The sequence below is a fragment of the Runella salmonicolor genome, from assembly GCF_024158025.1.
Taxonomy (GTDB): Bacteria; Bacteroidota; Bacteroidia; order Cytophagales; family Spirosomataceae; genus Runella; species Runella salmonicolor.
In genome coordinates, this window is the sequence record NZ_JAMZEL010000011.1 from 121,444 (window position 1) to 139,229 (window position 17,786).

Consider the following 17,786-nt stretch of genomic DNA (forward strand, 5'->3'; position numbering starts at 1 on the left):
GCATCTGGGCTTTTCTTTCCTACTCACAAAAACCTTAAGTTCTTCGGTAAAACAGAAAAGCCCTCGACTCACTTTTTTATGCTTCGGCGTTTACGTTCCGCTTTTGGGGCGTGGAGAGCCCGCAGGACGAGGCTTGTTACTTCGTTGTTTAAACGGTTTTTTCTTACGTGGAGGGCTCGAATTTACTTCACTCCCGCCCGAGTGGTAGCTCGGCCCTGCGCCCAAAGCTGCTGGCAACGACATTTTAGGGATTTCTTTCCCAATCATTCGCTCAATGGCCACAAACTTCCGTTGGTCTTTGTCATTGATAAATGTAATCGCGGTACCCGTCGTTTCGGCCCTTGCGGTGCGTCCAATTCGGTGAATATAATCTTCGGGGTCGTGCGGTACGTTATAGTTTACCACCAAACTGATTCCCTCCACATCAATTCCGCGCGACAGAATATCGGTTCCAATCAAAATCGGCAGGGCTTTGTTTTTGAATTCCCGCAAAATCCCTTCCCGTTCTTTTTGGTCCAAATCAGAATGGAATGCTTTGGCTGTCAGCCTATTACGTCGCAACTCTTCATCCAATTTTTTAACATTCTCTTTGGTGGAAGCGAATATAATTACGCTACCAAACTGTCCTTCTTTGAGGATATTTTTGAGCAATGCTATTTTTTGTTCATCGTAAACCAAATACGCAAGCTGCAAAATTCCTTCGGCGGGTTTGGCCACGGCGATACTGATCTGCTCAGGTTTGTTCAAAATCGTATTGGCCAACGTTCTGATTTTTGGCGGCATCGTGGCCGAAAACAGCAATGTTTGCCTTTTCTGGGGTAAATAACTGATAATCCGAATAATATCATCGTAGAAACCCATGTCCAACATGCGGTCTGCTTCGTCCAAAATAAGGTGTTGGAGGTTGCCGAAGTTAATTTCACCCATTTGCAACAATGCAATCAAACGCCCGGGCGTAGCAATAATCACTTCACTGCCTTCGGCCAATGCCTTGCGCTGCTGACTCCAAGCCGCCCCGTCTCCTCCTCCATAAATTGCAATGGAACTTACGCCCGTAAAGTACCCCAACCCCTCAATTTGCTGGTCAATCTGAATCGCCAACTCCCGCGTAGGTGCGAGGATGAGCGTATTGAGGTGACGGTTATTGGGAGTAGCATCAATGATTTTATTCAAAACAGGTAACAAATAAGCCGCCGTTTTGCCAGTGCCTGTTTGGGCGCAGGCAATCAAATCTTTATTATTTAAAATGGCCGGAATCGCTTGGGCTTGAATAGGAGTTGGCTGGTTAAACCCCATAGAATGCAGTCCATCTAAAAGTTCTTCGTCAAAATCAAAATCGTCAAAAGTCAAGTGGTGAAGCGTTAGAGGTGAAAGAATAAGGAAAATAACACTGGGAAATTAATGCCATTCCGAAGTTTACAAACGATTAACCTCTAAACCAAAAAATGACTCCCAAAAGATAGGTAACATAATTATACAACATATAAAACGTGTACGGGTTGGCGGCGAAGTTAGTGCTTATTCTTTAGTAAGGCTTTGTTTTTCGCGAATCTAACATAATTCTTCCATTTTTTAAAATCGAATTTTAACTAAACCATCACTTTCTTGTGCCACCTCATGTTTATTAAATAAAATAAATATTATCCCAAAACAAAAGTAATTTTTACATAATATAGGTTTATATTGCTACCAATTTGGGATACAAACACCCTCACTATAATCGTAAACACACCTTTCAGATAGCCCGTTTTATATTTGTTAATTCAACAACGTTATGGAAATTCTCTTAGGACTTAGGCCCTCCCACAACTGGATGGCACAAGTAGCTGAGCAATTTGGCACAGAACCACAATCACCTAATGAGTTTAGTTATGAAAAAGATGATTTATTATTTAAATTAAATTCCCTCATTATTGAACCCGACAAAGTAGCCGTTATTTTGGGCGAAATACGTTGGGCGACTCCCCTCAATACGTTGAAAAAATCAATTGATACCAACGATTATTGGATTTTAAGTTTTGTCCTTTCTGAAGCTCCTCACACGTACTCTTTAATCCATAACAACACAACGCACCAAATAAAGGCGCTTAAATCAACGCTTTTTTACAGTTCCAAAATGACCGTAGATACGATTTGGCCCACTGGCAAACGTTCTCGGTTTATCACCATCGGATTCCACCGGGATTGGATTTGTGAAAAACTCGGCGTAGATGCAACCACCTCGTCCAACTCGCCTTTTGTGACAATGTTGCAGTCCGAAAACGGCGTTTACTTTCAGGGAATTTCGCTTTTTGAACGAATTGTTTCATTTGATAACCTCTTTAGTGATGCCCGTTCTTTGAACTGGGCGCTTTCGGTAGAAGCACAATGCTATGAACTAATCGTTGATTTTATCAGTCAAATCGCCACCATAAAATCCGACCTTTCCAACAACAAATTCAGCCAGTGCGACATTAAGCATGTGATGGAAGTGGAAAACCGCCATTTTATTGCCACTGAAATGCTCCCTCCCCTTGAGTTTTTAGCGAGAGAAGCCAACATGAGTTTATCCAAATTCAAGAAATGTTTTAGGCAGATTTATGGCTCAGCCCCCTATGAATACCACCTTAACCTTAAACTAGACATTGCCAAAAAACTGCTTTTACAAAACAAATGGACCGTGGCAGAAATCGCGACCCAATTGGGGTATTCGAGCATTGCGAGCTTCAATAAGGTTTTCAAAAAGAAGTACAATATGAGCCCCACCGCGATTGTCAATGAGCATTTAAATCAACTGGTTTATCGGATCAAATCTTCTGATGAGAATCTGCCAGAGTAAGCACCATTCAAGCGCGTATTAAAAATAGGTGGGGATTTCGGTTCAGTAGCACAAAAGTTAAAATAGTATCTTATTTAGGCAAGAAGAGGGAAGATTTACCCAAAAAAGTAGCCTAAATTTGTAGTATCTTAACCCTTTTATCCTATGCTTTTGCCGACGCCTCCCCGCCACCCCAAGCTGTCGCTTTTTCTGGCACTGCTTGTTCTTTTAAACTTTCCTTCCCAATCCTCGCGAGCGCAGGGGCGTTTGGAAGATTATCAACGCTCCGAAACCCTCAAAAACCGCCTCAAAGACAAAGTCTACAACGCCCCCGCATTGGTCAACTGGTCGGCGAGCAGTCAATGGGCATGGTATTCTGTGCAAACCGTTCGCGGAAAAGAATTCATGGCCGTTAACCCCACCAACAAAACCCGTCAAACGGCCTTTGACCACGCACAATTGGCCCAGAAACTCTCTGAGGCAACCAACAAAAAAATAACCCCCTACGCCCTTCCTTTTGGTACATTTACGTACAGTAAAGACGACAAAGAAATCGAATTTAGCACCGAGGGATTTGTGTGGAATTACGGCCTCACGTCCAACATATTGCGCAAAAAAGAACCCGTTCGCTCCGAAGAACGGCGGTATTGGGGCGCGGGTGCCAACGACCAAAACGACAAACCCGTTTTCTCACCCGACAGCACCCGAACGGCTTACATCAAGAATTACAACTTGTACGTTCGTTTTGAGAAAACCAAAAAAGAGACCCAACTCAGTTTCGACGGCTCCGAAGGCGACTATTATTCGGGCTACGTTCAGTGGTCACCCGATTCCAAAAAACTGATTTCATTTAAGGTTAGACCCAACCAAAAACACCTGATTTACTTCGTGCGCTCGTCGCCCGAAGACCAACTCCAACCCAAACTCGAAAGCCGCGAATATCTCAAACCCGGTGATGCCTTGCCAGTGCGCCGCCCTCAGTTATTTTTGGTCGACGAGCAGAAACAACTCCCCGTTGATGATGCGCTGTTTAACCACCAATACGGTTTGTCGCGCTCGGAATGGCGCAAAGACAGCCGCGCATTTACGTTCGAGTACAACCAACGCGGCCATCAAGTGTACAGGGTGTTGGAAATAAATGCCGCTACGGGCGCGGTTCGGGCGGTGATTGAGGAGCAAAGCAAAACCTTCATCGATTACAGCGGCAAACGCTATCGTTACGACGCAGCCGATGGAAAAGAAATCATCTGGGCCTCTGAGCGCGACGGCTGGAACCACCTTTATCTGTACGACGGTCTGACCGGAAAAGTTAAAAAACAAATCACCAAAGGCGAATGGGTGGTACGCAATGTGGTCAACGTCGACGAAGAAAAAAGGAGCATAACCTTTGCCGCAAGCGGCATGAACCCCCAACAAGACCCGTACTTTGTGCAGTACTATCGCGTCAATTTTGACGGCACTGGCCTGACCGCCCTGACTTCTGACAACGCCAATCATACGGGATATTTTTCGCCCGACAAAAAGTATTTTGTTGATACCTACTCACGCGTTGATATGCCGCAACTGACCATGCTTCGCTCCGCTGCGGACGGCTCAGTCGTCATGGAATTGGAAAAAGCCGATATTTCGGAATGGCAAAAAGCGGGTTGGAAAGCCCCAGAAGTATTTACGGCCAAAGGGCGCGACGGCAAAACTGACATTTGGGGGATTATCGTTCGCCCTACCAATTTTGACCCCACAAAAAAATACCCCGTCATTGAAAATATCTACGCGGGGCCGCACAGTTCGTTTACGCCAAAATCGTTTATGACCTACAACCGTTCGATGTTTGAACTGGCCGAATTGGGCTTTATCGTGGTGCAACTCGACGGCATGGGTACGTCCAACCGTTCCAAAGCTTTTCACGATGTATGTTGGCAAAATCTAAAAGACGCGGGCTTTCCTGACCGGATGTTATGGATGCAAGAAGCCGCCAAAAAATATCCCTCACTCGACCTTAGTCGCGTAGGAATCTACGGCACCTCAGCGGGTGGGCAAAGCTCCACGGGGGGACTTTTATTTTATCCTGATTTTTACAAAGTGGGCGTTTCTTCCTGCGGTTGCCACGACAACCGAATGGATAAAATCTGGTGGAACGAACAATGGATGGGCTACCCCATCGGGCCGCATTATGCCGACTGCTCCAATGTGACCCACGCCGAAAAACTACAAGGAAAACTGTTGCTGATTCTGGGTGAAGTAGACGACAACGTTGACCCTGCATCGACCATGCAGTTGGTGAATGCGCTCATCAAAGCCAACAAAGATTTTGATTTTTTGATGGTACCCAACATGGCCCACTCCACCGGCGGCGAGTACGGTGAGCGCAAGCGGCGCGATTTTTTCGTACGGCATTTGCTGGGAATTGAGCCCCCCGCATGGACCTTGCCGATTACGGTCAATGAAGGTACGAAATAAATCAGGAAAGACACTCAACTGAAAAAAGCGGCGGCATCCCGTTTCAGCCGTCGCTTTTTCCGTTTCATCAATTTCATGGTTGGTTGTGCGCACGGAGAAGGGCAATTTTGCCCTGAACAAAAACAACAGCCAATCATGAAAACATTGCTCTACGCCGCTCTGGCGCTGCTTTCGTCCTGCATTCCTCCCCACGCACACGTACATCCTGATTCGAACAGCCCCCAAAAAGGGATTGTTTCGGGCCGCGTCGTTGACACCAACGGTAAACCTTTGGCCAACGCCGATATAGTGGTCAACAACGCCCAATTTTACAACAATAACATCTTGGGTAAAACCGATGCCAACGGGCATTATAGCCTATCGGTCAATGCTGGCTCGTGGTACGTTCGGGGTACGGTGACTGTCCGTTTTGACAACAAAACCTACGTCCTTGATTTATTTCCCGAAACCACGGGGGCGTTTGCGGGCACCGAAGGCGCTATTCGTAACCTGCGTTGGAAATTGACGGGAGAAAAACCAAAAGAATTTGGTATGTCGGGGCACTATGGCGGGTCATTGGATGTGTACGGTGCCATCGGAGAATTCTTCGACACCGACAACGTCGAATTTACTTTTAAACCCGTCGGAACGCTCATTGACGGCAGCGCGGGTAAAACCCTGACGGTAAAAACGGGCGAAGAAAATGCACAGGACATTCCCCTCGGAAAATATACCGTTACGGCCCGTTATCTGCCCACCAATCAATCTATGCTCCTCCGTCAGCGCAATGCCAATCAGTCCTACAAAAACTCGGTCACGGCTAGTTTTGACCCTGCTTACCCAGGCGCTACGGGCAGTTATCAGCTTACCTTGGAGGTGAAGCTACCCTAGCCAAATCTATCATTACAAAAGAAAAGCAGCACGGCCTTCCTATTTGCCCTTTTTGTGCGGATGAGAACGAGAATATCATTATTTTTGAACACTGCAAAAACAGTTTTTTTCAGAATGATAAAATCGGCTTCCTAATGATAAACATGGTAAAATTAAAAACGGCAGTCCTCTTTTGGTTCGTCATTTTCGTTACGAACACCGTCAAAAGCCAACCCAAGGGCGATTATCCGATTCAACCCGTGCCGTTTACGGCCGTAAAGGTCAATGATCAGTTTTGGGCACCGCGCATCAAACGCAACCACGACGTCACGATTCCGATTGCCCTAGAGCAGTGCTACAATACAGGACGGGTCAACAATTTTTTGTTTGCCGCCAAAATCAAATCGGGCAAGTTTTGCACCGAATACCCTTTTGACGATACCGATATTTACAAAATCTTGGAAGGAGCCAGTTTTTCGTTGCAAACATTCCCCGATAAACATTTGGAAGCCCGCCTTGACACGCTCATCGAATACGTGGGCAAAGCACAGGAGCCCGACGGTTATTTATATACCAATCGAACCATCGACCCACTGCACACGCACCCTTGGTCGGGCCTGAAACGCTGGGAAAAAGAGTCTGATTTGAGTCATGAGTTATACAACAGCGGGCATTTGATTGAGGCCGCGGTGGCCCATTTTCAGGCCACAGGCAAAAAAACATTGTTAAACATTGCCATCAAAAACGCGGATTTGCTCTGTCGTGAATTTGGCCCTGGTAAGTTGGACCACGCGCCTGGTCACCAAATCATCGAAATGGCGCTGGTGAAACTCTACCGCACCACAAACCAGAAAAAGTACCTTGATTTGGCCAAATTTTTTCTGGACGTGCGGGGCAAAGGCAAAGAATACAGCCAAGACCATAAAAAGGTGACGGAACAAACGGAGGCCGTTGGGCACGCCGTTCGCGCCACCTATATGTACGCTGGCATGGCCGACGTAGCCGCCATCACGGGCGACAAAGCCTACCTCAACGCCATTGACAAAATCTGGGAAGACATCATCGACGACAAATTTTACCTCACGGGGGGCATCGGCGCGGCGGGTGGCCACGAAGGATTTGGCGCACCGTACGAATTACCGAATATGTCGGCCTACAACGAAACCTGTGCCTCCATTGGCAATATTTATTGGAATTACCGCCTTTTTCTGCTCCACGGCGATGCCCGTTTTTACGATGTGCTAGAGCGCACGCTGTATAACGGCATGGTGTCGGGGGTATCGCTCAGCGGCGACCGCTTTTTTTATCCCAATCCGCTCGAATCCTTGGGACAACATTCACGGAGTGCGTGGTTTGGTTGCGCCTGTTGCCCGAGCAACGTGTGTCGGTTTATCCCGTCGGTTCCGGGTTATGTTTATGCCCAACAAAATGACCGCGTTTTTGCCAATTTGTTCATGAGCAGTAACGCCGAAATCATGCTCAACGGAACCGCAGTCCAAATTACCCAAACGACCAATTATCCGTGGAACGGCACGGTTGATTTCACTTTGAACCCCGCCAAACGTAAAAACTTCGAGATGGCCATTCGGATACCCGGCTGGGCGCAAAACCAACCACTACCGAGCGACTTATATTCTTTTACGAAGAAAGATGATACTCCTTTTACCTTGATGGTCAACGGCAAACCCGCCGCGTACCAACTCGAAAATGGATACGCTGTTATCAAAAGTGAATGGAAAAAAGGGGACGTTATCCAACTGACTTTACCGATGCCCATTAGGCAAGTAGCCGCCAATAAAAAAGTGGTTGCTGACCAAGACAAAATTGCGCTTCAACGCGGCCCGATTGTGTATTGTGCCGAATGGCCCGAACATTCGGAAGGTCGGGTGCTCAACTTGGTGGTCAACCCCGAAACCGCTTTCACGGCCAGTTATCGGCCAGATTTTCTGGACGGTGTCACGGTGATTAAAGCGGAAGTTGAACAATCCAAACGGACAATGGACAATCAAATCAACGTCTCCAAGGCTACTTTTGAAGCCATTCCTTATTACGCATGGGCCAACCGTGGGCCGGGTGAAATGGCTGTTTGGTTTGGCACAAAACCTTCCGCTTCGCGCCCCCTTCCCGCTCCTACTATTGCCTCCAGAAGTAAGCTGTCGGCCTCGCACGTGACCAAAACCCTCATCGCGCTCAACGACCAAGCCGAGCCCAAAAACTCCAACGACCACTACAATATTTACTACCACTGGTGGCCCATGAAAGATACGCTTCAATGGGTCCAATACACGTTTGATAAACCCGAAACCATTTCATCCACCAACGTTTATTGGTTTGACGACGGCCCGTGGGGTGGGTGCCGCGTGCCTGCTTCGTGGCGTTTACTATACCAAAACGAATCAGGAGAATGGAAACCCGTTCAACCCAAAGGCCCGTTTGGGATAGCAAAAGACCAATACAATGAGCTTTACTTTGAACCCGTAACGGCCAAAGCGTTGAAAATGGAAGTGATGCTGCCTAAGGAGTTTGCCGGAGGGATTATTGAATGGTCTGTAAAGTAATATGCGGGATTTTTTGCACTTTTCCCCATAAAAATATTATTTTGCTGCCTTACACAACCTATGATGAATATTCTCGACACCACCAGTACACATACGCGCGACGCGTACGTGACAGATTGGCGTAACACCTATCACCTGCATCTTACTGACTATGAGCGCTCCAGAGCTTCGTTTGTAGCTGGTTTATTGCCCGAATTCGCCACCAAATTCGACGTTTTTCAGGTGTTAAACATCCTGCAAAAAAAACTCGGCGCCGAGACGATGATGCGGGCGCTCAACCCAAACGAAACAATTTTATCCCCATTGGCCACCCAAAAAGATAGCCAATGGCTCAAAAAATCCAACATGGTCGGCGTCAATGTGCGGACAATTGGTAGCTTTTGGAACGTCGTCGGCTATGCGCTTACCCTGCCCAAGTTCCACGATTCTATTCACCTTTTACCCATTTGGGAGCCGGGCGTGGTGGGAAGTTTGTACGGAAAAGTGAGCTGGAACATCAACCAAGAATTTTACAGTTGGCCGCTTCAACAGGCCATTCCATGGTTGGACTCCGTGGAAAAACAACTGAAAGCGGTCGTTAATTTACTGCACGCGCTGGGCAAAACGGTGGGCTTGGACGTGATTCCTCACACCGACCGTTTTTCGGAAATTGCGCTGATTCATCCCCGCCTTTTTGAGTGGGTGCGTCGCGAGGGTGGCCGACTGACCGACCATTCGGAGCATGTTTGGCAACAAGTAGAAGAAGTGATTTGGCAACACCTCCACAACTGCGGCACCGCCGACGGCAGTGGATTGCATTTTGATAAATCCATCCTTTTCGACCCTAGCATTCCCTTGCTAACGGATAAGCGACGGCAGGAAATTATTTTTGGTTTTGACCAACAGCAACGATTGCACCGACGCATTGAGTTGATGAAGGATTTGCTTGCCCACGGCTTCGAAACCCTGCCCATGACCATGGCGCCACCCTACCGGGGGCTGCATATCAATCCAGAAGTTTTTGTGCTTGACGAGCGCGGAACGCAGTGGTTTCAATACGATTTTGACCATCCTGAAGGTATGTCGAGGGTATTTGGACCGCTGACGCGCTACCGCTTTTATCATTCCAAAAATGACAATCAGCACTGGGAACTGGATTTCGAGCGCCCAAATATGGACGCGTGGAATTACTTTTCAAGAAAATACTTTGAATGCCAGCAGGAATTCAATTTTGATTTTATGCGCGGCGACATGGCTCACGTACAAATGCGCCCCGATGGTGTTCCTGCCCACCCCGATGCTTTTTACGACCCGCTGAGTGCCGTTAAAAAATACATTCAACGACGCGGAACACCCCACTTTGCGTTTTACGCCGAGACCTTCATCGCTCCTCCCAACGTGATGGGCTATGGTGATGAGTTTGACCATTTGGAAGCCATCCACGCCGACGCTACGCTCGGGGATTTGCAGGCGGCGACCATCGACTCCCCCGAATTCCGGGAGCGTTTTACCTTGTACGACCAATTGCTCCGCAGTCGCACTTTTGCCCCTAGTTTTACGATTATCACGGCCGACAAAGACGACCCGCGTTTTGATGAATTTTACCGAACGGGCAACCTCCTTCGCTATTTTGTTGGAATATTCCTCACCGATATGCCAAGTTATTACAGCCTTGGGTTTGAGGTGCGAAACCTTCACTTAACGCGGGGGAAAAACGAAGAATATACCAAACTGTACGTTTTTCAAATCCACGACGATGCCGAAACCGACAAAGTAACCCACGGACCGTTTGAATGGGGTGAAAACATGGCGCAGTTCCGTGAAATCAACGACTTACGTATTTTTGCAGAAATGATTTGGAAACAAATCGCCAACCAACAAATCAAGTGGATTTTACCACCCGATGCCACAAAAACACTTATCGCATGGACCCAAGCCACCGCTCCTATGTATATTTTTGTTGCTAATTTTGACAGTCAATCGGGCGCATCTTTAGAAAACATCAACCTTACTGATTACGATTTGGTGTTTCAAACTATTACCGCACCAGAAGACCAAATTGCACCCGTTAGTGGGCAAGTGTATAAAATCAGGAAGTAGATTCCAACCAAAAAAGGCCGAGTTGCGTCTTTTTATCGACCCTGCGTTGAACAATCAGGCAGGACCATAAACAACCAAAAAAACGCTTTTAGCCATGATTAAAATCCCCTTTTTTGCCGTGCTATTGCTCCTGTGTGTGAGCTGTGCGAAAACGAGCGTTACGATTGAAGATGAATTGCAAGCCGCCAAAAACGTAACCAATGCTCGCGTAAATTTCAATAAACTGTCTGGGAAATGGACGTTTACGGAATACCTGAAAGACAAAACGATCCCCGCCGACGGCGAAGCCTCTATCGAATTTGCCGCTTCAGAGACCACTGATAAATTGCAAGTGAACGGACGAGCCTTTGTAAATTTTTACAATACTATATTTACTTTTAACGAAGCTAAATCTAGCATTGAGTTCGTAGCGCCCGTCAGTACGACCAAAATGGCTGGCACGCCCGAAATGATGAAAGCCGAGTATAATTTCCTTAATAATCTGAAAAACGTGACCAAATTTTCGGTCGACGGCACTTCGCTTAAACTTTACGTGGGAGAGCCTGTTTCTGAAATTATGTATTTTAAACGCTAAAATACATTTCTATTTTTAGACACTGGCTTGGGGGATTGGTACTCCAAGCCAGTGTTTTTTTATGAATTCAATCTTAAAAATGGAGATTATTTCTTTCTGTACTTACGCCAAATACCCAACAGCGTTTGATTGGCATCTTCGGAAATTCTTAATCCCAGAACCCCACCGCCTAGTACCACCAGAATCACGAATGATTTGACCGCGATGCCGACAAATATCATCCCGAGGCTATCATTTGGAATGGAAATCACCTGGGTGATTCCGTACGTAACCGCCAGTAAAGCAACCGTTTTGACGGTAGCTGGGGTGAAAGGCTGAAGCCCAAAACGGGAGTAAATAAACCAGAATTTAATGGCGTTGTAGAGCGTGAGCGACACCAACATGGCCAAGGCGGCTCCGTTGAACCCATAAATGGGAATCAATAAGGCGTTGGCAATCACGAGCAAAACGGTCTGAAAAATGTAAAATGCGAGGTCGTAACGATAATACTTTGAACCAATCAGAATTTCAGAGTTGAGCCCCGTGGCCATATCAATCACCCTACCCAGCCCAACAAAAAGCACCACCCATTTCCCCTGCTCATACACCTCCGATTTAGGAATAATTTTGAAAATACTGTCGATATTGCACCAAATCCCTAAAAACAATAACCCACCGATAATCAACAGATTAAGCGAAGATTTTTTGTAAATCTCGTCGATGTGTTCCATATCATTGCGACTCCACGACTCGTTTAGCAGCGGCGTACTGATAGACGACAGGGCGTTTCTTGGAATGGCGATGACAAGGGCAATTTTGGCCGCAATGTCAAAAATTGCGGTGTTGGTCATCCCGTTGGAGTAGGCTGGGAGGAAAAATTTTTCAATGTTGACCGCCAGATTGACACTTATCCCACCCATTAAGACCCACAAGCCATACTGCCACATTTCGTTGAAAATAGGCTTGCGCAAAAAGCTAAAATCGACTTTCCAGTACAACCTGCCCAGCCATTGTAAATAGCCCAACAACGCAAAAACGGCCAACAAATGCACGAGTACCAACGCCATAATAAGCTGATCGAAAGTAATCCAGTGCATTCCGTAGCCCACCGCCAAGGCCGAGTTTGTTAGCTTAACGCCCAATTCGCGAATGATAGCAGGAACCACAATCCGCAGATGTACGCGCGCGTAGGCTTCCAAAACGGTCATGTAGACCAAACAAATGGTCAGTGGAAGTAAATAATAATAATATTGAACCAACAGTGGGGAACCATCTTGATAAATCCAGCGAAACAAATCACGCCCAAAAACATACAACACACTGAAAATCAAGCACCCCGCCAGCGGCGCAACCATCAAAAAAGCAAAAAAGCCGTTGTGTTGTTTGGCTTCGTCCTTAAACCGATTGAAAAAGCGTACTGCAATCAGCGGAATGCCCAACTGGGTAAACGAAGCGAAAACCAACGGAAAACTCGTAATGGCACTGTAAAGCCCCATCTGATCTGTCGACAAAAAGGCATTGTACAAGTACAGTACATTGACGGTTCCGATGATTACGCCAAAATACGTGACAATTGAATTTTTAAGACTTTGGCGAATGATAACTCCCATGAATATATGTTATGATTTTATCGCAATACGACCCGTGTAGTCAATTCGATTGAGCAAAATAGGCGTTTTTTGTTCGGCAAAGTATTGATCTACCGCCTTGCGGGCACCCTGCCAGTGTCCGTAGTCATCAATGATTAGCACTCCCCCCGTCACGAGTTTGGGAAACAAATGAACCAGTTCGTGGTACGTGGATTCATACCAGTCGGTATCCAAACGCAACAAGGCAATCGAAGACGGTATTGTTTCCGGAATTGTCTGTTCTACTTTACCCTGTACAAAATGTATTTTAGAAAAAGGGTAATTGGTCTGTTTCATGTTGGTTTGGACATCGTTCAAATCTGCATCACATTTATCAATACTTTGCCAAGTCTTCTCCGCTAGAGCACCCGTCATACTTACATCATCGTTTGTTGGCTCACTCATGCCTTCAAAAGTGTCGTACAGGTATAAATTTCGTGAAGTATCTTTGCCTTCCAACAATGTAAGGGCACTCATCATGGAGCTCCCTCCTCTCCAAACCCCACATTCAACAATATCGCCGCTGATTTTATTTTTGGAAATATAATTGACCGCTTGATTCAGGGCATAAAGTCGTTGAACGGAAGTCATTGTAAATGGGCGACATTGATTCATCAAACGACCAAAATCTTTGTCATTTTCAATGTCAATGTTGGCAAAACGGTACGTTCCTGCCTTCACAACTTCGTACCCCATTTTTTCAATGAGCGAAAGAATGATTTTTTTCATCTAAATAATTTTGGGCAAAAATACTTTACTTATTAAATCTTGGCATTTCTATTTAAGCGATTTAGCTTTTTATTTTTTTCGGTAAACCGCCACCACCGTGGGGCCTTGCGTAAATACGGGCAAGCGTTTTACCAAAAAACGAGTGGTAAGGTGCAGAAAATTTGCCACGGCTGAATCTCCAAATTGTTTTTTGAGCCAAAGCAAATACGCCGTACTTTTATTGACAGAAACCGAAGGCTGAACGGCCACCTCAATCAACTCTAAATCAAACAATTGTGCAACATAACGCAGAGAATCTGGCGCCCATAACAACATGTGGTGCGGCGGCACATTGAGGGTATGATACGGGTCTTCTTTGAAAATATAACAATCATTGTTGGGAACGCCAATGGCCAAAAGCCCGCCTTTTTTCAAACACGCGATGGAATCTTTCAAAAAATCTCCGACTTCATTGACGTGCTCAAACAACTGAAAAGCGCATACCATATCGTAGGCCCCTGCTTGTTTTTGGGCATGGGCCGTAATCGTTTCATCCACAATGTTGAGGTCGTGGGTTTTACCATATTCTACGGCATCGGGATTAAAATCCAAACCCGTTGCCTGCGCTTTTTTCTCTTTTAATTTTGCTAAAAAATAGCCCCTCCCGCACCCAATTTCTAGTACTTTTTGTTCAGATTGAATCAGACCATTCACTTTTTCGTGTTCCCATTTCCAAACCGAATAATAGCCCTTGTAGACCCGTGCCAAATCGGCATAAAATTGCCCATCACCCGCCAAATTGAATGGGTAGTAAAAACGAAGCCCAGAGGTCTTGCAACGGTAAATATCCACCGTTTTTAAGCCCTTAAAATAGCCGCTTACATCAACGCCAAACTGGGTTTTATACTGGCTGATAATCTGTTTTGGTAAAAGTCGGCTTTCGAGGGCAACCTCAGTACTGCCAGTGAGGGGTGAAATAACGGTCATTTTATAATTTAATCCAGTTGGTTATTTTCTAAAACGTATCGCAATTGAGTATTTATGGACAAGGAATGCTAGTCCGAACAAAATTCCCTAAATCATCAATCGTTACTCTCCAGCAAGAACCATTGGGGGATTTAAGGATAATGCCTCGGTCTGGATTTTCTACATATACATCGCCACTCGTTATTTGTAATTTTGATTTTGGATTCTGAGTACCCACCCCTAAATTACCGTTTGCGTCTATGCGCATTCTCTCCAACGAAAAATCTCCTAAATTTCCAGTCATAAACTTAATGACACCATTGGGGCTAGAAGGGCTTCCAGTTCTCAAAATCAGACCGTTATCTCTAGAATATAGTTGCCCAAATCCAGCGAATGGGCTTGGGACTGAGGGATTAGAATATTCACGAGCAAAATGTTCTAAAACAGTAGGATTGGTATTACTTCCCGCAGAAAGGCTAATACCGACCCATGACGAAGGGTCTAATGAATTATTTCGAAGTTGCAGGAAAGTTCTTTTGTCACTTGTTGGAGTACGCGTAGCAGTATAACTATTCCCCTCCATGTAAAAATACCCTGGCTCTGTAATGGTAGATTGAGATAGACTTGGTTGTACACCGCAAGGAAGCTGATTATAAAGCCCCACCACCTCTGCATCGGATAAAACACGATTGTATATAACAACATCGTCTATTTTTGCCGCTAAGAACTGTCCACCTTGGGCTCTTCTTCCAATGGTCATTACTGTATTTGTTCCATAATTTGGTAGAAGCCCCTGTGTAGAAGATTCGCAAATAAATGCTCCATCAACGTATAATCTAATTTTTTGATTATCTCGTGTAGCTACTATATGATACCATTTATTTAATTCAGGCAAAACACCTGCTGCACAGAAAGTTGTCAATGGAGTTGGACTCACCAAATAAGTACCTATTGTCCAACCAATTGCGTTGAAAGCTCCATTACTGATATCAATAGATTGGTCACCACCTGCCCCACCAATGGAAATCGCATAATGATATTGATTACCAGCTGGATTTTTTATCGGATAAGCCCATAAAGCAAGAGTATAAGTCGTATTTTTAAAATTATCCCCCTTTATTTCTATATAGTTATCTATCCCATTAAAGCTATATGCACTATTAGCTTTTCCATATCTATCTTCAGTAAGTGTTGCCCCTCTTACTAATCCATCGTTATTTCCAATACCATCTTTTGCATTCCCGTCAAATGAGTAACAAGCTATAATGCCCTGCCGTATGTTCTGAGCAAATGTCTGTTTAACAGCACAACAAAGAATACATAAAACTACCCTGTACCACATAGAAGAATTTCATTTAGTTTATTTATTCTGTGTCGTATTTCATATTCTATTTTCATCTTAATGCTGGCCTGTTCACCCATTTTTTGAGCCAAAGCCGAATCATCCAACAAAAGGCACATATAATCAGCCATTTTCAAATAATCTCCTTCTTCCACTAAAAAACCAGTTATTTCATGGTCAACAGCCTCTTTTATACCCGCATGACGCGTACTTATAATTGGTAATCCTGCCGCCGAAGCCTCCAAAATCGTATTTGGCGTACCTTCTGAATCCCCATTTTCGGGATTAGTAATGGAATGTTGGACAAAAATCCTTGCTTTGCGGTGCCATTCTGCCACTTCTTCGGGTGATTTTATCCCTGCAAATTCAACAGCATGTTTCATACCCAACGTTTCCACCAGTGCTTTTGATGACTCAAAAAGTTCGCCTCCGCCAATCATCACCAGTCGGGCATCAGGATGTTTTTCGAGTACCTTATCAAAAGCCTGCAACGTCAGGTGCGGCGCTTTTTTTCCCGTAAAACGTCCCACCGACAGTACTATTTTTTCGGCCTGCTGTGGATTGGCTCCGTAAAACTTTTCAGTTTCAACACCATAGGGGTTATTGATAATTTTGGCGGCAGGAGCACCCATTCCCATCAATTGAGCCGCCATATCTTTCGACACTACAATAATTTTATCCGCAATTTCGAAAAGACTTCGATAGTCTTTTTTGTACTTTTCAATGGTCGGACGATGGGAAGCGTCGAAGCCGTGAAAATGAACCACCAAACGCGTATTTGTCTTCTTACAGGCTTCCATTACACCCAAACCCGTAATTCCATATTCTGCCAGTAAAACATCAGGTTGTTCTTTTTGCAAGTACTTTGTCAAAAAATAAGTATAAAAAGGGGGGTACAGCCCCGAAAACACGCGTTTAATTCCTATCCGAATCAACTCCCCTGCGGGAATAGAAATGATGTTTTCCCCTTCCTTTGTAATGTAAGGTCGCCAGCCACCCGTCAAGGTAATTTCTGGTTTTAGGTACGATAAATGATTGTGAATGAATGTTTCGGAGTAACTATTCCGATTGGGATAAGCAATGCACAATTTCATCGTTATTTCTTCGCCTTGGCCACGACCAAATACGTACATCCGTCGGTGTCGGTGGCTTGTTGAGAACTGATTTTATCGAATAATACAATCAAAAACTGCATCGGAATTGTCAGCAAAGGGCGTAGGAATTTGGGTATTTTGAACAACAATCCATCCTGAAACAACTGCAATCCCATGGCCGCCCGCCCAATGATACCTCGAAAGGCAATCACCTCAAAACCATTGCGCTCCACGATTTTACGCAATCCCGTCGACGTCCAACGCCAATAATCCGTGGGGTCAGGATGATACATCCAGTACCCGTGCGTGGTGAGCAGCAGCAGCCCGTTGGGTTTAAGAATCCGCTGCGCTTCGCGGAGGTAGCCTTCGGGGTCGTCTACGTGCTCAAGCACTTGCGTCGAGAGCACCACATCCAACTGATTATCAGGGTATTGAATTACGCTATCGTTGCCCACAATAATATCTGCGTGGGGATTCCACGCCAAGTCAATGCCTAGATAGTCAATATTTTTATCCGAAAAAAGAGAAACATAAGGCTTGGTTCCGCAGCCATAATCCGCCAGTTTAATCGGGCCTTGGGCGGTTTTTTGCCGAACATATTGATTTCTTCCCCACTCCACCAACTGTCGTAGTTTTTTGAGGTAATACCAACGCGGATGCCCAAACGGGGGCTTAATACGATAATGCTCGTCGGGGTTGTCGGGAAGTGCTTCGGCGCGAATAGGTTGCGACATAAAAGAAGTACGATTGTCGAA

Annotated in this window: 13 protein-coding genes; 6 read left to right on the top strand and 7 right to left on the bottom strand. The window is 45.5% G+C overall.

Annotated elements, in window-relative coordinates; all coding sequences use genetic code 11:
• Positions 1–90: 90 nt before the first annotated feature.
• Positions 91–1,350: a DEAD/DEAH box helicase gene (locus NCI00_RS22195; protein ID WP_253531363.1), complete on the bottom strand. Its 1,260-nt coding sequence runs from the start codon at positions 1,348–1,350 to the stop codon at positions 91–93.
• Positions 1,351–1,774: 424 nt separating this feature from the next.
• Between NCI00_RS22195 and NCI00_RS22200 the strand changes: the two genes are divergently transcribed.
• The 6 genes from NCI00_RS22200 to NCI00_RS22225 all read left to right on the top strand — a co-directional run bounded on the left by NCI00_RS22200 (position 1,775) and on the right by NCI00_RS22225 (position 11,314).
• Complete coding sequence (locus NCI00_RS22200) at positions 1,775–2,818, top strand: helix-turn-helix domain-containing protein (RefSeq protein ID WP_253531366.1); 1,044 nt, start codon at positions 1,775–1,777, stop codon at positions 2,816–2,818.
• A gap of 144 nt (positions 2,819–2,962) precedes the next feature.
• Entirely contained in the window at positions 2,963–5,254 is a 2,292-nt protein-coding gene (locus NCI00_RS22205; protein WP_253531369.1) for a S9 family peptidase, read from the top strand.
• A 135-nt stretch (positions 5,255–5,389) separates the two neighbouring features.
• Positions 5,390–6,124: a carboxypeptidase-like regulatory domain-containing protein gene (locus NCI00_RS22210; protein ID WP_253531372.1), complete on the top strand. Its 735-nt coding sequence runs from the start codon at positions 5,390–5,392 to the stop codon at positions 6,122–6,124.
• A gap of 143 nt (positions 6,125–6,267) precedes the next feature.
• Positions 6,268–8,661: a glycoside hydrolase family 127 protein gene (locus NCI00_RS22215; protein WP_253531374.1), complete on the top strand. Its 2,394-nt coding sequence runs from the start codon at positions 6,268–6,270 to the stop codon at positions 8,659–8,661.
• A 60-nt stretch (positions 8,662–8,721) separates the two neighbouring features.
• Positions 8,722–10,740 (top strand): alpha-amylase family protein, encoded by a 2,019-nt coding sequence (locus NCI00_RS22220; RefSeq protein WP_253531376.1) that lies wholly within the window; start codon positions 8,722–8,724, stop codon positions 10,738–10,740.
• Between the two features lie 94 nt (positions 10,741–10,834).
• The gene (locus tag NCI00_RS22225; protein WP_253531378.1) at positions 10,835–11,314 is read left to right on the top strand and encodes an META domain-containing protein; all 480 of its coding nucleotides are present in this window, start codon (positions 10,835–10,837) and stop codon (positions 11,312–11,314) included.
• Between the two features lie 86 nt (positions 11,315–11,400).
• Here NCI00_RS22225 and NCI00_RS22230 read toward each other — a convergent pair whose 3' ends face one another.
• The 6 genes from NCI00_RS22230 to NCI00_RS22255 form a co-directional block, all read right to left on the bottom strand.
• Entirely contained in the window at positions 11,401–12,903 is a 1,503-nt protein-coding gene (locus NCI00_RS22230) for a lipopolysaccharide biosynthesis protein (RefSeq protein ID WP_253531380.1), read from the bottom strand.
• A 9-nt stretch (positions 12,904–12,912) separates the two neighbouring features.
• Positions 12,913–13,650, bottom strand: coding sequence for a TylF/MycF/NovP-related O-methyltransferase (locus tag NCI00_RS22235; protein WP_253531382.1), 738 nt, complete (start codon positions 13,648–13,650; stop codon positions 12,913–12,915).
• Positions 13,651–13,719: 69 nt separating this feature from the next.
• Positions 13,720–14,616, bottom strand: coding sequence for a class I SAM-dependent methyltransferase (locus NCI00_RS22240; protein WP_253531384.1), 897 nt, complete (start codon positions 14,614–14,616; stop codon positions 13,720–13,722).
• A gap of 52 nt (positions 14,617–14,668) precedes the next feature.
• Positions 14,669–15,937 (bottom strand): LamG domain-containing protein, encoded by a 1,269-nt coding sequence (locus NCI00_RS22245; protein WP_253531386.1) that lies wholly within the window; start codon positions 15,935–15,937, stop codon positions 14,669–14,671.
• Positions 15,922–17,031, bottom strand: a complete 1,110-nt coding sequence (locus NCI00_RS22250) for a glycosyltransferase (protein ID WP_253531388.1) — start codon at positions 17,029–17,031, stop codon at positions 15,922–15,924. Before NCI00_RS22250 ends, NCI00_RS22245 begins: the two co-directional genes overlap by 16 nt.
• A gap of 2 nt (positions 17,032–17,033) precedes the next feature.
• A complete protein-coding gene (locus NCI00_RS22255; protein ID WP_253531391.1) occupies positions 17,034–17,765 on the bottom strand; it encodes a class I SAM-dependent methyltransferase in 732 nt (243 codons plus the stop codon).
• Positions 17,766–17,786: the final 21 nt, after the last annotated feature.